We start from the raw sequence: 17,287 nt of genomic DNA, 5'->3' as shown, positions 1-17,287 counted from the left end.
CTGTTTATACTACGCCGTGATGCCCGCTTTGTCGCCCGTCTGCGTTAATGCATGTTGCGCGGCGGCACGCCAAGCCAGTCCATGATCCCCTGCGCGGCATGGCGCCCTTCCGGCATCGCGGTGACCACCAGATCCGCACCACGTACCGCATCACCGCCAGCAAAAATCTGCGGATTCGAGGTCTGGTAACGATAACGGCTCTCCACGGAGGCCCTGATGCGCCCCCAGTCGTCGGTTTCGACGCCCTGCGCCTGAAGCCACGGCATGGCGTGCGGATTAAACCCAAACGCCATGATCACCGCATCCGCTGGCATGACAAACTCACTGCCCGCCACCGGGACAGGACGACGCCGCCCCTGCGCATCCGGCTCGCCCAGACGGGTGCGCAGCATCCGGATACCGTTGACCTTCCCGTCGGTATCCAGCGTGAGCTCAACCGGCTGGACATTAAATTCAAACGCCGCGCCCTCTTCTTTCGCGTTTTTAACCTCTTTCTTTGAGCCCGGCATGTTGGCCTCGTCCCGCCGATAGGCGCAGGTTACTTTCGCCGCGCCATGTCGCAGCGCGGTGCGCACGCAGTCCATCGCCGTATCGCCCCCGCCCAGCACCACCACGTTTAACCCCTGCGTGTCGATAAACGGCTCGTCTGCGGTAGGGTCAAGACCCATCACGTTCCGCGTGTTTGCCACTAAAAACGGCAGCGCGTCGTACACGCCCGGCGCGTCTTCATGAGGGATACCTGCTTTCATGGAACGATAGGTCCCTACGCCGATGAACAGGGCATCGTAGTCGTTTTGCAGTTGGACCATCGACACGTCTTTTCCCACCTCGCAGTTCAGCTCGAAGCGGATACCCATCGCGCTGAATATCTCTCTGCGCCGCGCTAACAGGGATTTATCCAGCTTGAAGGCCGGAATACCAAAGGTCAGCAATCCGCCGATTTCTGGATGGCGATCGTAGACCGTCACACCGATGCCGCTGCGCACCAGTACGTCGGCACAGGCCAGCCCTGCCGGACCGGCACCAATGATGGCGACGCGCTTACCGACCGGTGTAACGTGGCTGACGTCCGGCGTCCAGCCCATCGCCAGCGCCCGATCCGAGATATATCGTTCGATATTACCGATGGTTACCGCCCCTGACGCATCCCGCAGGGTGCAGGCGCCTTCACATAATCGATCCTGTGGACAGACGCGGCCGGTAATTTCCGGTAAACAGTTAGTCTGGTGAGAAAGCTCAGCCGCACCGATGATATCCCCCGCCCTGATCCGCTCAATCCACTGCGGAATATGGTTATGCAGCGGGCAGGTCCACTCGCAAATGCTGTGGTCGCCACATTTCAGGCACCGGGATGCTTCGCGCTGCGCCTGTTCCGGGCGAAACGGCAAGTAGATCTCGTTAAAATGGCCGGCGCGCGCGTCGGGGCTGAGCTTATCCGGCTCACCGCGCGCCGGGGTGTTTTGCATCTGTTGCCGTTTGGTTTGCGGAGGGGCTGATTGAACCGCCTCGCTGTGCCACGGCAGCGCGTCCAGCCTTGCGCTGCGCTGTCGGCGCTGTTTAACCAGCTTATCCAGCACGGCTGGGGTGGCGAGCGTAAGCACCTCCGCCGGGCAGTTTTCAACGCAGGCCGGGCCTTGCGGCCTTTCCAGGCAGAGGTCGCATTTGTGCGCCGAGGCCTTTACGCTGTCATTTTCAAGCGGGGTGATCAGCATGTCCATCGTGCCAAACGGGCAGGCCACCACGCAGGCTTTACAGCCGATGCATTTTTGTTGATTGACCTGTACGCTGTCGCTGTGTTGCGTGATGGCTCCGTTCGGGCAGCTTTGCGCGCAGGGCGCATTTTCACAGTGGTGGCAGGTCACTGGGCTTTTTCGCAAGCCAGAGGTAAGGACCGTAATGCGGGGATGAAAATGGCGCTCGCTCAGCGCGTGCTGCTCCCCGTTGTGCGCCATCACACAGGCAACTTCGCAGGCGCGACAACCGATACACTGTTGAGCGTTGGCCATAATAAAACGATTCATAACAACACCTGTTTTTGGTTCAATAACCTTATTCTTTATATTGTTATCGTATTTACCCACAGTGGCATGGCGACGCAATGTTCAAATGCCCAGGAAGGCGAACTATTTCCAGTGAACCTGTGGCAGATCAATTTAATTCAGGAAGCTGATGAGTGACCGTTAAACGCCCCGTATCGGGAAGCCTGGCTCGGGCTTTCTTTTCGATGATTGTCTTGTCCGTTCTGATCAGCGCCATTGCGCTGGTTACACTCGCCAGCAGCCAGCGCGACGCCGAGGCGATTAACATCGCCGGATCGCTGCGCATGCAGAGCTACCGCCTGGGCTACGAAATGCAGCGCGCCAGCCCGTCACTGGCAGAGCACCGCGCGGTCTGGCAGAAAACGCTGAGCGCGCCTGCGTTGCAGAAGCTAAACCGCTGGTATGTGCCAGAGGACGTCAAACAGCGTTACCAGCAGTTGCAGCTTGGCTGGCAGGAGATGGACACGCGTATCGCCAGCGGCGATACCGGGTGGTATCAGAGCCACATAGAGGATTTCGTGGGCCGGATAGATGCCTTTGTGCTGGCGCTACAGCACTACACCGAACATAAGATACAGCTGGTGATTTTCATGTCGCTGACGGGCGGCCTGGGCATCCTGCTGCTGGCGGTGGTGACCCTGCGGCGCATCCGCCGTCAGGTTGTGCTGCCGCTGAATAATCTGGTGGCAGCGAGCGAACGTATCGAACAGGGGCAGTTCGATACCCCCGCGCCGGATATTATGCTTCCCAACGAGCTGGGCCAGCTTTCCCGCGCCTTCAACCATATGTCGGCGGAATTACACACCCTGTACCGTTCCCTGGAGCACTCCGTTGCCGAAAAAACCCGCCACCTGAATGAAGCGCATCAGCAGCTTGAAATGCTGTTCAAATGCTCACAGGCGTTGAATACCGGGCAGATAGACAGCCACTGCTTCCGGCATATTTTGCAAATTGTGCATGACTATACGCAGATGAATTACCTGCAATTGCGCACCAGTGACGACTGGCAGCTTTACGAAGGACAGGAGTCCCCGGGTGAGAAAATGCACAATTTACCGGTATTAATGCAGGACACCCTGTACGGCGAACTGCGCTGGCAAAGCGCGACCGGGGATGTTCCGCTGCCGCTCATGGAAAGCGTGGCGACGATGCTGGGCCGGGGGCTCTATTTCAATCAGGCGCAGAAACATTATCAGCAGTTGCTGCTGATGGAAGAGCGTGCCACCATCGCGCGCGAGTTGCATGATTCGCTGGCGCAGGTGCTCTCCTATTTGCGTATTCAGCTTACGCTGCTGAAGCATGCCGTGCCGGGCGACAATGCCCCGGCGCAGACCATTATTACGGACTTCTCCCGCGAGCTGAATAACGCCTGGCATCAGCTACGCGAGCTGCTCACCACCTTCCGCCTGACGCTCAACCACGCCAATCTTCCTGCCGCGCTACAGGAGTCTCTCGACGGTTTGCAAAGCCAGACCAGCGCGAAGCTGGTGCTTGACTGCCGTCTCTCATCGCTTGCGCTGGACGCGCAAAAACAGGTGCACCTCTTACAGATTGTGCGTGAGGCAGTGCTGAATGCGATTAAACATGCCGACGCCAGCGAGATTGTGGTCAGCTGCGTCACCACCGCGGACGGTACTCACACGGTCACGATCCGCGACAACGGTATTGGTATCGGCGACGCCAGTGAACCGCCGGGGCATTACGGGCTGAATATCATGCGCGAACGCGCGGGACGGCTCGGCGGAACATTACACTTTTCTCAGCCGCCACAGGGCGGTACACAGGTCAGCGTGACGTTCCGGACACCTGCGGCGCAGGCTGAAAAATAGCGGGAAAGAAGGCGCGCTGAAAAAAGCGCATGATAATTTACATTATCTCCTTTATTTCTCCACGTTTGACCTGGGCCTTACCGCTAAAGTTAGGCGGGCAATAAACAATAATGACGTGCAGCAAAACGAGGTCACATTTTAATGGCGAATTTTTTCATCGATCGCCCCATTTTTGCCTGGGTGCTAGCAATCCTGTTGTGTCTGACGGGTGTCCTGGCGATTACTTCCCTTCCTGTTGAGCAATACCCCGACCTCGCCCCCCCTAACGTGCGTATCACGGCGAACTACCCTGGCGCCTCGGCACAGACGCTGGAAAATACCGTCACGCAGGTTATCGAGCAGAACATGACGGGTCTTGATAACCTGATGTACATGTCCTCGCAGAGCAGCGCCACGGGCCAGGCGACGGTAACCCTGAGCTTTACGGCGGGCACGGATCCGGACGAAGCGGTGCAGCAGGTGCAAAACCAGCTGCAATCGGCCCTGCGTAAACTGCCTCAGGCGGTGCAGAACCAGGGGGTGACCGTGCGTAAGACCGGTGACACCAATATTTTGACCATCGCGTTTGTTTCAACCGATGGCTCGATGGATAAGCAGGACATCGCGGACTACGTCGCCAGTAATATTCAGGACCCGCTCAGCCGTATCAACGGCGTGGGTGATATCGACGCCTACGGCTCGCAGTATTCCATGCGTATCTGGCTGGATCCCAACAAGCTGAACAGCGTGCAGATGACCGCCAAAGATGTCACCGACGCTATCGAATCGCAGAACGCTCAGATTGCCGTGGGGCAGCTCGGTGGTACGCCGTCCGTGGATAACCAGGCGCTTAACGCCACCATCAACTCCCAGTCGCTGCTCCAGACGCCTGAACAGTTCCGCAATATCACTCTGCGCGTGAATCAGGACGGTTCGGAAGTGCGTCTGGGGGATGTCGCCACCGTGGAAATGGGGGCGGAAAAATATGACTACCTGAGCCGCTTTAACGGCAATGCTGCGTCCGGCCTGGGGGTGAAACTGGCCTCCGGCGCTAACGAAATGGCGACCGCGCAGCGGGTGTTAGAGCGTCTGGATGAGCTGTCGCATTACTTCCCGCACGGACTGGAGTACAAAGTCGCCTACGAAACCACCTCATTCGTAAAAGCCTCCATCGAAGATGTGGTGAAAACCCTGCTCGAAGCTATCGCGCTGGTGTTCCTCGTGATGTACCTGTTCCTGCAAAACTTCCGCGCCACGCTGATCCCCACCATTGCGGTGCCGGTGGTGTTGCTGGGAACCTTTGCGGTGCTGTATGCCTTCGGTTACAGCATCAACACCCTGACCATGTTCGCCATGGTGCTGGCCATCGGCCTGCTGGTGGATGATGCCATCGTGGTGGTGGAAAACGTCGAGCGCATCATGAGCGAGGAAGGGCTTTCGCCCCGCGAGGCCACGCGTAAATCGATGGGGCAAATTCAGGGTGCGCTGGTCGGTATCGCCATGGTGCTGTCGGCGGTATTTATCCCGATGGCGTTTTTTGGCGGCACTACGGGCGCGATTTATCGCCAGTTCTCGATCACCATCGTCTCTGCGATGGTGCTCTCCGTACTGGTGGCGATGATCCTTACCCCTGCTCTGTGCTCGACGCTGCTCAAACCGCTGCATAAGGGCGAACACCACGGTCAAAAAGGCTTCTTCGGCTGGTTTAACCGCATGTTTAACCGAAATGCGGCGCGCTATGAAGCGGGCGTGGGTAAAGTACTGCACCGCAGCGTGCGCTGGATGGTGGTTTATGTCCTGCTGCTCGGCGGCATGGTCTTCTTATTCCTGCGGCTGCCAACCTCGTTCCTGCCGCTGGAAGATCGCGGCATGTTTATCACCTCCGTACAGTTACCGAGCGGCTCGACCCAGCAGCAGACCCTGAAAGTGGTGCAGAAGGTTGAGAACTACTTCCATACTCAGGAGAAGGATAACGTGGTCTCCGTCTTCTCCACCGTCGGCTCTGGCCCTGGTGGTAACGGGCAGAACGTGGCGCGTATGTTTGTGCGCCTGAAAGACTGGGACCAGCGCGACAGCGATAGCGGCTCCTCCTTTGCCATCATTGAACGTGCAACTAAAGCGTTCAACAAAATCAAGGAAGCGCGCGTTTTCGCCAGCAGCCCGCCCGCTATCAGTGGCCTGGGCAGCTCAGCCGGATTTGATATGGAGCTTCAGGATCACGCGGGTGCCGGGCATGACGCGTTGATGGCAGCTCGCGATAAACTGCTCGAGCTGGCCGGGAAAGAGCCGCAGCTTACCCGCGTTCGTCATAACGGTCTGGATGACAGCCCTCAGCTACAGGTGGATATCGACCAGCGTAAAGCGCAGGCGCTGGGCGTCTCCATCGACGACATTAACGACACCCTGCAAACGGCATGGGGCTCAAGCTACGTGAATGACTTTATGGATCGCGGTCGCGTGAAAAAGGTCTACGTTCAGTCTGCTGCCAAATACCGCATGCTGCCGGACGATATCAACCGCTGGTATGTGCGCAATAACACCGGCGGCATGGTGCCGTTCTCGGCGTTTGCGACGTCACGCTGGGAGACCGGTTCGCCGCGTCTGGAGCGTTACAACGGCTATTCGGCGCTGGAGATTGTCGGTGAAGCCGCGCCTGGCGTCAGTACCGGTACCGCAATGGACATTATGGAAAAACTGGTTCAGCAGTTACCGACCGGCTTTGGCCTGGAGTGGACGGCGATGTCCTACCAGGAACGGCTTTCCGGCGCGCAGGCGCCTGCCCTGTATGCCCTTTCGCTGCTGGTGGTGTTCCTCTGCCTGGCGGCGCTGTATGAAAGCTGGTCAGTACCGTTCTCGGTAATGCTGGTGGTGCCTCTCGGGGTCATCGGCGCGCTGCTGGCAACCTGGATGCGTGGCCTGGAAAACGATGTCTATTTCCAGGTAGGACTCCTCACCGTAATCGGATTGTCGGCGAAAAACGCCATTCTGATCGTCGAATTTGCCAATGAGATGAATGCCAAAGGTCACGAACTGATGGCCGCCACGCTGCACGCCTGTCGTCAGCGCCTGCGCCCGATCCTGATGACTTCTCTGGCGTTTGTATTTGGCGTCCTGCCGATGGCCACCAGCTCCGGCGCAGGCTCCAGCAGCCAGCACGCGGTGGGAACGGGCGTTATGGGGGGAATGATTTCAGCGACGATTCTGGCTATCTATTTCGTACCGCTGTTCTTTGTGCTGATACGCCGTCGTTTCCCGCTGAAGGATAAGCCGGAATAACCCGTTGAAATAAAAAAAGGCGGCTTTACAGGCCGCCTTTTTATTGTGTGATTCTTTCACACTATGGTTATTTTAGTTAATTAAGTGCTCTTGCATTTCTTACCGGAAATTCATTTACGAAGCATGCCTTCGATAAAATCTTTCCAGTTCCCCAGTTCATGTTCAATCATAACAACCTCTCTTATTATTATGTGCATTCTACGAAAACGTATCATCATTGTGAAGCCACTTTAACCGATTGCTGTGATTGAGCCTCGCTGTGCAGGTAGGTTTAGGATCACTATGAGCGTTGCCGGGTAAATTTTATGTGACCCACAGCAATATTTTGAAATAGTCAGAAAAATGACAGCATTTTTAATTTCCCCCTGAGTTTATTGGCAATTTATACAGAGTGGACAACTATGCTTAAAAGATGGAACACTATTCAGCGTACAGCTGTTCGTTGAATTATGGAGAATTGTAAATCACGAAAAATTCCGAATATGTTATATTCCACTTAAGGATATATCTTCGAAAATATTGAACATTTAACCCACACAAGAACAAAAGGATTCACTATGGTTGTGATGTACGGCATTAAGAATTGCGATACGATTAAAAAAGCCCGCCGCTGGCTGGAAGCACACAACATCGACTATCGCTTCCATGATTACCGTGCCGACGGGCTTGACCCCGCGTTTCTCCATTCCGCCATCAATGAACTGGGCTGGGAAGCGCTGCTGAACACCCGCGGGACCACCTGGCGAAAACTGGATGAATCTCTCCGGGCCACGATCAACAACGCCGACAGCGCAGCCAAACTGATGCTTGAAATGCCGGCAATCATCAAACGCCCATTGCTCTGCAAGCCAGGTCAGCCTATGCTGCTGGGTTTCAGTGAAACCCTTTATTCAGATTTATTCGTTGAGGTGTAGTCTATGTCATGCCCGGTCATTGAGCTGACTCAGCAGCTTATTCGCCGTCCTTCCCTTAGCCCGGACGACGCAGGTTGTCAGGCATTAATGATTGAGCGCCTGCGTGCCATCGGTTTTACCGTCGAGCACATGGATTTTGGCGATACGCAGAACTTCTGGGCATGGCGCGGTCAGGGGGAGACGCTGGCGTTTGCCGGACATACCGACGTAGTTCCCGCAGGCGACGCAGACCGCTGGATCAACCCGCCTTTTGAGCCAACCATCCGCGACGGCATGCTTTTCGGACGAGGCGCTGCGGATATGAAAGGTTCCCTGGCTGCGATGGTCGTGGCGGCAGAGCGTTTCGTCGCCCAGCATCCGAACCATAAAAACCGTCTTGCGTTTTTGATTACCTCCGATGAAGAAGCCAGCGCCCACAACGGCACCGTGAAGGTCGTTGAGGCGCTGATGGCGCGCAATGAACGTCTGGACTACTGTCTGGTGGGCGAACCGTCCAGCACCGAAGTAGTGGGCGATGTGGTGAAAAATGGCCGCCGTGGATCCCTGACCTGCAATTTGACTATTCATGGCGTGCAGGGCCACGTTGCCTATCCGCACCTGGCGGATAACCCGGTACACCGCGCCGCGCCGATGCTGAACGAACTGGTGGGCATTGAATGGGATAAAGGCAACGAATTTTTCCCGCCAACCAGCATGCAGATAGCCAACATCAAGGCCGGCACTGGCAGCAACAACGTCATTCCCGGCGATCTCTTCGTCCAGTTTAACTTCCGCTTCAGCACCGAACTGACCGACGAGATGATCAAAGCGCGCGTGATTGCGCTGCTCGAAAAATACCAGCTGCGCTATACCCTCGACTGGTGGCTGTCTGGCCAGCCGTTCCTGACGCAGCGCGGTAAACTGGTGGATGCGGTAGTGAACGCCATCGCGCACTATAATGAGATTAAGCCACAGCTGCTGACAACAGGCGGCACGTCTGACGGACGCTTTATCGCCCGCATGGGCGCACAGGTTGTCGAACTGGGTCCGGTTAACGCGACGATTCACAAAATCAATGAATGCGTGAACGCTGCCGATTTACAACTGCTGGCCCGCATGTATCAACGTATTATGGAGCAGCTCGTCGCCTGACGGGTGCTTAAAGAGGATTAGCGAATGGACTGGCTTTCAAAGTACTGGTGGATTCTGGTGTTGGTGTTTCTGGTAGGCGTGCTGCTTAACGTGATTAAAGATCTCAAGCGCGTTGACCACAAAAAGTTCCTTGCCAACAAACCGGATCTTCCGCCGCACCGTGATTTTAACGACAAGTGGGACGATGAAGACGACTGGCCGAAGAAGGACCAGAAGAAGTAATCGCTCTGTTTCCCCTCTCCCTAAGGAGAGGGGAAACCTCACATAAACTCGACGATATCATCGTCATTCGGCTTACCGCCGCTGAGCGCTTCATCAAAGTAGTGCTTCGGTACGGTATAACGCAGATGATCGAGCGCGAACTGCATGCTGCGATCGTCAATGGCATGCCCCAGATCGTCCACGATATCCAGCGTCACATCCCCGCCTTCACGCATCAGCGCGTCCTGGGCCGCAACCGCATGCGAAAGCTCAATTACCCGGTCTTCACCCCCATGAATGAGATGGATCGTGGTCTGCGTGGTCGCGCTTTGCGGTAACGTCGCAAAACGCCCATTGAAGGCAATCACGCGGGACACCAGTCCGGGCTGCGCTTTTACGCTTTCCAGCGACATGATTGAGCCCTGAGAGAAGCCAATCAGCGCTGTTGCATTGGCACCTACGCCGCTTTGCTGCTGCCAGTAACGCACGGTATTGATAAAGGCTGGCATAACGGCATCAATACGTGCCTGACGATTTTCCTCCGTCACGCCCTCGACGGAAAACCACTGCCGCCCGTCCGGACCGCAGGGCTCCACGCCGCCGATACTGACGATCAGCGCGTGTGGGAAAACGGGTGCAAACCAGCTGCCAATCTGTCCCATATTGACGGCATTGTCGCCCACGCCATGAAACAGAAGCAGTAGCTGTTTAGCAGGTGTATCCGGGCTTTGCACAACAAAATGGTCATGTTTCATGGCGATCTCCTTAATTGTTAAGCAGGATTTTACGCCTCTGCGGGGTAATGACCATGCCACTTTACTGAAGAAGTCATTGAAAAAATTGCCATTGCAAAATGTCGGCTTTCAGCCGCTGGCTACGAGAGTAATCAAGCCTTTCAAGAGCGTGAGCGGTTTCCTCGCGTAGCTTCGCCAGCAACGCTTTGCGCCCGAAATCGTGCGTATTCCCCTCCATTTTCCCACGCAGCGCCGGGAGCGGCATATCCACGGCTAACAACAATCGCGTTAGCGCCGCAACCGAGGTTGAAAACGCCCGGTGCGCAAAGGCAAACCCCGCCAGCTCCAGCCAGTCGTCACTATTAAGGGTAGCTTCCCATGCATCCATCACCGGGATCTTTTCGCCATTCCAGGCCGACAGGACGCGCATATCACGACATAAACGCTGATGCGCCTCTTCGCAGAGCTGATGCCCCGCCTCGCTCAGCGGCAGCAACGCCATCGCCGTATAGCACCCGCTGCTGGCCTCCCGGTGGCTGCCCATTCGCACCAGCACAAACCCGCACTGCCGCCAGAAACGCCACAGCTCGTCGGTATAGCCAAAGCTGACCGAGAGATAATCTTCTCCGCTGGCACTGCGGATCAGCCCCTGGCCGATGCCTTCCCGCTGGCGATGAGGATGAACCGCAATACGGCTGACGCGTCGGCCTTTCAGCGTCGCCGCGAGAGGCGATCCGCCGTGCGCCGCCAGCGACTGTGCCACCAGATTTCCACGCGGCCGACGAAACCCCGCCCATACTGCGCGGCTAAGTTCAGGGGGTAATCCCCCCTCCTCCACCAGCCAGAGCGCGCCAGCGATCTCCGCGCCCGCATGAGCAACAGCAAAGTGCTGGCCGGGGGCGTCCATCATCCGGCGTAAATCGAGGGGGGACGTCCGGTAGTGCGCGGCACACAGCAGTTCATACACGCCTGCCCCGCGCGCCGGATCGCTCTCCCACACCCCGGGCTCCAGCGACGTTAAACTTACCTCCCCTGCCGGTTTGCGATCGATAAGCGCATCGTCGAACAGCAGCGCGTTCGCCACGATTCGCTCAAGAGGACATCCGGCAGCCCAGCGTACAGGGGTTGATAAGGTATATCGCCGCAGACCGCTGAACCGGGCGCAGAACTTCAGCAGGAATCCCCTGCCCGTGCCTTCATAACCCTGCACCGTAGTGGTCAACAACACGCGGGGAAAGCGCATCGTCAGTTTCTCGAGCAGCGGGCCGGGGATGGCGGCCGCCTCATCGACAATCAGCCAGTCAGCTTCTGTTGTGGAGGCCAGCAGCGCATCCGGGGCCATAAAGTGAAAATGTTCCCCAGCGAAACGCGCGATGACATCCGTCGCCCCTTTTGCCGGTGCGGTCACTACAGCACTACCCTGAATGCCGTTGAGCAACATGCCCGCCAGGGCGGACTTTCCTCGTCCGCGCGGGGCCGTCACGGCAGCCACGCCAGCAGACATGGTCAGAAGCGCATCGAGGATCGCAGCCTGCTCGCGCTGCGGTTCACCGCTGGCGGGCTGCCAGGCGGGTAAATCTGGCGCAACGGGAAGGCACAGCGGACGATGTTGATGCCAGACGATAGCATCTGAATCGGCGGCCAGCTTCCGGCAAAAATGGTAAACAAAGTGCGGGGTGGCGATCGGCTCTGCGCTGTCGCTCCAGCGTAGAGAATCCGCGTCGGGCCTGTTAGCCCAGACGGAGAACGGCGGCACCAGCAGCACCAGAAGGCTTCCGGCGCGCAGGGTCCCGCTGAGGGCGGCGAAGGCCGAGACGTCAAACCCGCGACGCGCGTCAAAAACGGCGTGCAGATATTCACGTCCCAGCAGGCCGCTGATGGCCTTAGAGGGGTTTTCCTCCAGCCACAGCCAGTCTCCTGGTAACGTATCGCGCAGGATGGTCGCCTGGCTCAACGTCCACGCTTCATCGCCGCTAAGCACCACCAGCCGGCGGTGCCCGGTACGCTGAAGCTGGTTAACCAGCTGTTCAACCCCCAACATCACATAGCTTTGCCGAAGGTATTACACTGCGACGGGTTGCCGCTGTCAAAGCCACGCTTAAACCAGCTGTAGCGCTGCTCTGAGGTGCCATGGGTAAAGCTGTCCGGCACAACGCGCCCCTGGCTTTGCTGCTGCAAGCGATCGTCACCAATCGCCTGTGCGGCATTCAGAGCCTCTTCCAGATCGCCTGTTTCCAGCACGCCCTGCTGCTGCATGCTGTGTCCCCAGACGCCAGCGAAGCAGTCGGCCTGAAGCTCCATGCGTACGGAGAGATGATTCACCTCCGCCTGAGACGCATTCTGCTGCATCTGACGCACTTTAGGTTCAATGCCGAGGAGCTTCTGCACATGGTGGCCGACTTCATGCGCGATCACGTAGCCCTGGGCAAAATCGCCGTCGGCGCCCAGCTTGCTTTTCATGTCGTCATAGAAGGAGAGATCGATATAGACGGTGCTGTCCGCCGGGCAGTAGAACGGCCCCATAACGGACTGCCCGGTGCCGCAGCCCGTGCGGGTTGCTCCCCGGTACATCACCAGTTTTGGCGGCTGATAAGTCCGCCCCATTTTCTCGAACTGCTGACCCCAGGTATCTTCGGTCGTCGCGAGAATAACGGAAGTAAATTTCGCCGCTTCATCTTCATTCGGGCTGATGGAGCGCTGAGAATACTGCTGCTGTTGCCCGGTTTCACCGGTCATCAAACCGGTCAGGTCGACACCGTAGTAGCCCGCTACCAGCACGACGACCAGCAGAATAATACCGCCCTTGCCGCTGGGTAACCGGAAACCTGGCCCGCCCATAGACGGACCACCGCCACCACTGCTGCGTCTGTCTTCTACGTTGTCACTTTCACGACGCCCTTGCCAGCGCATAAACACCTCGAACTATTCCATTTATAATAGCTATGATCGTAGGCGGTTAATGAAAGGATTACCATAGTAAACAAGGATAAGACGCCAAAGGATGCCAACATCCTTTGGCAAATGCGCAGTTTAGTCGAGCTTAACGCCTAAACGGTGAGCAACCGCTTCGTACGCTTCGACCACGCCACCCAGACTCTGGCGGAAACGGTCTTTGTCCATTTTATCCAGCGTCTCTTTGTCCCACAGGCGGCTGCCGTCAGGAGAGAACTCGTCGCCCAGCACCACTTCGCCTTTGTACAGACCGAACTCCAGCTTGAAGTCGACCAGGATCAGGCCCGCGTCATCAAACAGCTTTTTCAGCACGTCGTTGGCTTTGTAGGTCAGTTCCTGCATGCGCGCCAGGTTCTCTTTGCTGACCCAGCCGAAGGTTTCGCAGTAGGATTCGTTGACCATCGGGTCATGCATGGCGTCGTTTTTCAGGAACAGATCGAACAGCGGTGGATTCAGTTCGATACCCTCTTCAATGCCCAGACGCTTCACCAGGGAGCCTGCGGCACGGTTACGGATCACGCACTCAACCGGCACCATATCCAGTTTTTTTACCAGACATTCCGTATCGGACAACAACGCTTCCATCTGAGTCGGGATACCGGCTTCGGCCAGTTTGGTCATAATGAAGTGGTTGAACTTGTTGTTCACCATGCCCTTACGATCGAACTGCTCAATGCGTGCGCCGTCTCCTGCTGACGTATCATTGCGGAATTCGAGCACCAACAGATCCGGGTTTTCCGTGCTGTATACGGTTTTCGCTTTGCCACGATACAACTCAGCTTGCTTCTGCATCTTCATTACTCCTGGTGTGATGATTTGTATTCAAAACTGGCTATATTATGCCACGCACACGTTTGCGTGGCACGAAAATAAAAAGGGCTGGATTAACCAGCCCTCACTATTATTTGCTGAATGCGGCCTGGAAGGCAGCGACCAGCGCATCGTTCTGCGCCTGGGTCAGCGTGTGTCCTTTCGGATCGATAAACTGCAGGCTGCTGCGGTTATCGAGGTCGCCGACCTGGATTTTGTAGTCACCGGAAGGCAACTGTGGATCGCTTGCCCCCAGCTCCTGCCAGGCACTTTCAGACAGCGGCTTATAGGTCGCTGTGATGCTGCCCGTTGAACGGGTGCTGTCGGTCACCTTCATGCCCACTTTTTCCAGCGTGGCTGGCAGACGCTGCCAGGTCTGGTTAAACGGCGCACGCACCACCAGCATTGGCAGGCCGGTATCGTCTGCACCGCTCTGCACGTCAAACGTTGAGCCGTTACGGTTCTGCGCGGCGTTTGCGGCATCAGCAGCGTTCTTATCCAGACCCGCTGCAATCACGTTCAGCATTTCGGTACTGTAGCGCTGCATGGCGGACGGATCGGCAACCGGTTTACCTGCCTGCTCAAGATTCAACAGCTTAACGGTAACCGCCTGCTGATAACCCTGCGGCTTAACGGAGACTTGATAACGACCACGATACTGCTGGTCTTCATCGAGACGGTTCCACTCAATCCAGTCGGTGGTTAAGGTCTGGCTGGCGTCGTCGCGTTTATCAATCGTATAGTTTTTCGACTGAATGACGCTCACAACCTGCGGCCACAGCGTGGTACCGCGTGCGCTTTCCACCAGCAGAGAAGCTGTATCACCGGTGAACTGCGTGCGCGCGCCACTCACCAGCGCCAGAGGCTGAGCTGGCGGACGAATATCGAGCGCTTTACCCACCAGGCCGCTGCCGTTGGTAACCGGAATATTATAATCACCGTTCTGGATCGGCAGGATCATGCCGGCAGGCGCGTGAAGTTCAGCAAGCGGCGGCGCATCCAGATAGGATTCATCACCGCTCACCTGGCGCTTGTAGCGCGAGTCTGAACTACAGGCAGCGAGGAGCATAACAAGCGAAACACCCGCAACCTTGGCCAGGCGCGACTTCTGTACTGAATAAGCCATCAAATCTCCCTAAACTTTACAGCAAACCGGCATGCTTCAGCGCGCCAGCGACAATTTCACGACCATGGTCGGTAATCGGTGTCATTGGCAGACGCAGCGTGTCGGTTGCTACAAGCCCCAACTCCTTACATGCCCATTTCACTGGGATCGGATTGGGTTCGACAAATAATTTATTATGCAACGGCATCAGACGCTGATTAATCACGCGAGCTTCATCAAAGTGACCGGCTGCGGCCAGTTTGCACATGTCAGCCATATCACGCGCCGCCACGTTCGCCGTCACGGAAATAACGCCGTTACCACCGAGCTGCATAAAGTCCAGTGCGGTCGCATCATCACCGCTCAACAGGATAAAGTCGTCTGAAACCAGCTCTTTGATCTGATGAACGCGGCTTAAGTTCCCTGTCGCCTCTTTAATCCCGATAATATTTTTTACTTTCGAGAGACGGCCAACGGTTTCCGGCAGCATATCGCAACCGGTACGGGACGGCACATTATACAGAATTTGTGGCAAGTCAGTATGTTCAGCGATGGCTTTGAAATGCTGGAACAAACCTTCCTGAGTTGGGCGGTTGTAGTAAGGGGTCACCGTCAGACAGCCAACAATGCCGCTGTCGTTAAAACGCTGAGTCAGGCTAATGGCCTCTGCCGTTGCGTTTGCGCCCGTACCCGCGATGACCGGAATACGCCCGTCCGCCAGTTCCAGGGTCAGCATCACAACATCGCCGTGCTCTTCGTGGCTCAGCGTGGCGGATTCACCGGTAGTCCCTACCGAAACGATCGCCGAGGTTCCATTGGCGACATGGTAATCAATGAGCTTCTTCATGCTTGACCGGCAGACATTACCTTTTTCATCCATCGGTGTAACAAGCGCGACAATACTTCCCGTGAACATGAGCCATCCTCTGTGCGAACAAGAGCCTCAATGTTACGTTTGGAACTGTAATAAAAGCAAGCGACCTGAGGCTCTCAGGCGGTTGTATGCATGTTTTTTTTATGCTTTCCTTAGGAAGACTTAACCACGCAAAGGAAGAACAGGTTTGACAACCTCATCACAACATTACCTGGTTATCACTGCGCTGGGTGCTGACAGGCCGGGTATCGTGAATACCATCACTCGCCACGTGAGCAGCTGCGGCTGCAATATCGAAGACAGCCGGCTGGCTATGCTTGGCGAAGAGTTCACGTTCATCATGCTGCTTTCCGGAACATGGAATGCCATTACCCTCATCGAATCTACCCTGCCGCTGAAAGGCGCAGAGCTGGATTTACTGATTGTGATGAAGCGCACCACCGCGCGCCCGCGTCCGGCTCTGCCTGCCACAGTCTGGGTACAGGTTGAAGTGCCTGATTCACCTCATCTGATTGAACGTTTTACGGCACTGTTTGACAGCCATCAGATGAACATTGCCGAACTGGTTTCCCGCACGCAGCCTGGCGATGAAAACGCCATCCCGACGCTGTTTATTCAAATTACCGCCCACAGCCCTGCCTCGCAGGATGCGTCAAATATCGAGCAAGCGTTCAAAGCCCTCTGTACAGAATTACACGCGCAAGGCAGTATAAGCGTCGTCGATTATTCGCAGCACGAACAGGATGGAGTTGAGTAATGAACCCACTGAAAGCCGGTGATATCGCACCGAAATTTAGCTTACCGGATCAAGACGGCGAGCAAGTAAATTTGACCGACTTCCAGGGACAGCGTGTTCTGGTCTATTTCTACCCGAAAGCCATGACCCCGGGCTGTACCGTACAGGCCTGCGGTTTACGCGACAACATGGATGAGTTGAAAAAGGTCGGTGTGGAAGTGCTGGGCATCAGCACCGATAAACCAGAGAAGCTGTCACGTTTTGCGGAAAAAGAGCTGCTGAACTTCACGCTGCTTTCCGATGAAGACCACCAGGTTTGCGAGCAGTTTGGCGTCTGGGGTGAGAAGTCCTTTATGGGCAAAACGTACGACGGTATTCACCGCATCAGCTTCCTGATTGACGCTGACGGTAAAGTTGAGCACGTGTTTGATGATTTCAAAACCAGCAACCACCACGACGTGGTGTTGAACTGGCTGAAACAAAGCGCCTGATAAACAGCAAAACGGCAACCCAGGTTGCCGTTTTTAGTGTTTGCCCCCTCTCCCCGTGGGCTGAGGGTTCCCCACAAATTAATGCGAGCACTGAGCAATCCCCTCGCCCCTCCGGGGAGAGGGTTAGGGTGAGGGGAACATACGGCAGTGGTGGTCATTCCGTTCACTTTATGTTCCTTGCTACTCTGTAACGATATGACCGGTGAACGTGCCAGG

At 56.3% G+C, this 17,287-nt stretch carries 15 protein-coding genes; 7 read left to right on the top strand and 8 right to left on the bottom strand.

Annotated features, from left to right (window positions below; translation table 11 throughout):
• Nucleotides 1-44: 44 nt before the first annotated feature.
• Nucleotides 45-2,021 (bottom strand): formate-dependent uric acid utilization protein AegA, encoded by a 1,977-nt coding sequence (gene aegA, locus IM282_RS10085; protein WP_192970370.1) that lies wholly within the window; start codon nt 2,019-2,021, stop codon nt 45-47.
• A gap of 152 nt (nt 2,022-2,173) precedes the next feature.
• Between aegA and narQ the strand changes: the two genes are divergently transcribed.
• Nucleotides 2,174-3,868, top strand: coding sequence for a nitrate/nitrite two-component system sensor histidine kinase NarQ (gene narQ, locus IM282_RS10080; protein ID WP_192970369.1), 1,695 nt, complete (start codon nt 2,174-2,176; stop codon nt 3,866-3,868).
• A gap of 141 nt (nt 3,869-4,009) precedes the next feature.
• Nucleotides 4,010-7,123 carry a multidrug efflux RND transporter permease AcrD gene (gene acrD, locus IM282_RS10075; protein WP_045621185.1) on the top strand — a complete coding sequence of 1,038 codons (3,114 nt, stop codon included), beginning with the start codon at nt 4,010-4,012 and terminating at the stop codon, nt 7,121-7,123.
• 110 nt (nt 7,124-7,233) lie between these two features.
• Here the strand turns inward: acrD and ypfM are convergent, their stop codons facing one another.
• On the bottom strand, nt 7,234-7,293 hold the full coding sequence (gene ypfM, locus IM282_RS10070) for a protein YpfM (protein WP_100181659.1): 60 nt from the start codon (nt 7,291-7,293) through the stop codon (nt 7,234-7,236).
• A 387-nt stretch (nt 7,294-7,680) separates the two neighbouring features.
• On the opposite strand from ypfM, the gene IM282_RS10065 reads away from it, so the two are divergent.
• From IM282_RS10065 to IM282_RS10055, 3 genes are read left to right on the top strand one after another with little or no spacing between them, the layout of a single operon-like run.
• Nucleotides 7,681-8,037 carry an ArsC family reductase gene (locus tag IM282_RS10065; protein WP_045309148.1) on the top strand — a complete coding sequence of 119 codons (357 nt, stop codon included), beginning with the start codon at nt 7,681-7,683 and terminating at the stop codon, nt 8,035-8,037.
• 3 nt (nt 8,038-8,040) lie between these two features.
• The gene (dapE, locus tag IM282_RS10060; protein WP_017383496.1) at nt 8,041-9,168 is read left to right on the top strand and encodes a succinyl-diaminopimelate desuccinylase; all 1,128 of its coding nucleotides are present in this window, start codon (nt 8,041-8,043) and stop codon (nt 9,166-9,168) included.
• A 24-nt stretch (nt 9,169-9,192) separates the two neighbouring features.
• Nucleotides 9,193-9,390, top strand: coding sequence for a YpfN family protein (locus IM282_RS10055; RefSeq protein WP_000383991.1), 198 nt, complete (start codon nt 9,193-9,195; stop codon nt 9,388-9,390).
• A gap of 38 nt (nt 9,391-9,428) precedes the next feature.
• On the opposite strand, the gene ypfH is transcribed toward IM282_RS10055, so the two are convergent.
• The 6 genes from ypfH to dapA all read right to left on the bottom strand — a co-directional run bounded on the left by ypfH (nt 9,429) and on the right by dapA (nt 15,886).
• Nucleotides 9,429-10,124 carry an esterase gene (ypfH, locus tag IM282_RS10050; RefSeq protein ID WP_038416485.1) on the bottom strand — a complete coding sequence of 232 codons (696 nt, stop codon included), beginning with the start codon at nt 10,122-10,124 and terminating at the stop codon, nt 9,429-9,431.
• A 73-nt stretch (nt 10,125-10,197) separates the two neighbouring features.
• Nucleotides 10,198-12,144, bottom strand: coding sequence for a tRNA(Met) cytidine acetyltransferase TmcA (locus IM282_RS10045; protein ID WP_192970368.1), 1,947 nt, complete (start codon nt 12,142-12,144; stop codon nt 10,198-10,200).
• Complete coding sequence (locus IM282_RS10040; RefSeq protein WP_022648970.1) at nt 12,144-13,013, bottom strand: neutral zinc metallopeptidase; 870 nt, start codon at nt 13,011-13,013, stop codon at nt 12,144-12,146. The genes IM282_RS10045 and IM282_RS10040 overlap by 1 nt, the downstream gene beginning before the upstream one ends.
• A gap of 120 nt (nt 13,014-13,133) precedes the next feature.
• Complete coding sequence (gene purC / locus IM282_RS10035) at nt 13,134-13,847, bottom strand: phosphoribosylaminoimidazolesuccinocarboxamide synthase (protein WP_001171626.1); 714 nt, start codon at nt 13,845-13,847, stop codon at nt 13,134-13,136.
• A gap of 109 nt (nt 13,848-13,956) precedes the next feature.
• A complete protein-coding gene (bamC, locus tag IM282_RS10030; protein ID WP_022648971.1) occupies nt 13,957-14,991 on the bottom strand; it encodes an outer membrane protein assembly factor BamC in 1,035 nt (344 codons plus the stop codon).
• A 16-nt stretch (nt 14,992-15,007) separates the two neighbouring features.
• Complete coding sequence (gene dapA / locus IM282_RS10025; RefSeq protein ID WP_003860542.1) at nt 15,008-15,886, bottom strand: 4-hydroxy-tetrahydrodipicolinate synthase; 879 nt, start codon at nt 15,884-15,886, stop codon at nt 15,008-15,010.
• 145 nt (nt 15,887-16,031) lie between these two features.
• On the opposite strand from dapA, the gene IM282_RS10020 reads away from it, so the two are divergent.
• On the top strand, nt 16,032-16,601 hold the full coding sequence (locus IM282_RS10020; protein ID WP_000213743.1) for a glycine cleavage system transcriptional repressor: 570 nt from the start codon (nt 16,032-16,034) through the stop codon (nt 16,599-16,601).
• A complete protein-coding gene (gene bcp, locus IM282_RS10015; RefSeq protein WP_022648972.1) occupies nt 16,601-17,071 on the top strand; it encodes a thioredoxin-dependent thiol peroxidase in 471 nt (156 codons plus the stop codon). The genes IM282_RS10020 and bcp overlap by 1 nt, the downstream gene beginning before the upstream one ends.
• Nucleotides 17,072-17,287: the final 216 nt, after the last annotated feature.

The organism is Enterobacter cloacae complex sp. P29RS (assembly GCF_014893445.1).
GTDB classification, from domain to species: domain Bacteria; phylum Pseudomonadota; class Gammaproteobacteria; order Enterobacterales; family Enterobacteriaceae; genus Enterobacter; species Enterobacter intestinihominis.
The sequence above is the reverse complement of the archived record's forward strand: the minus strand, read 5'-3'. Positions and strand labels throughout refer to the sequence as shown.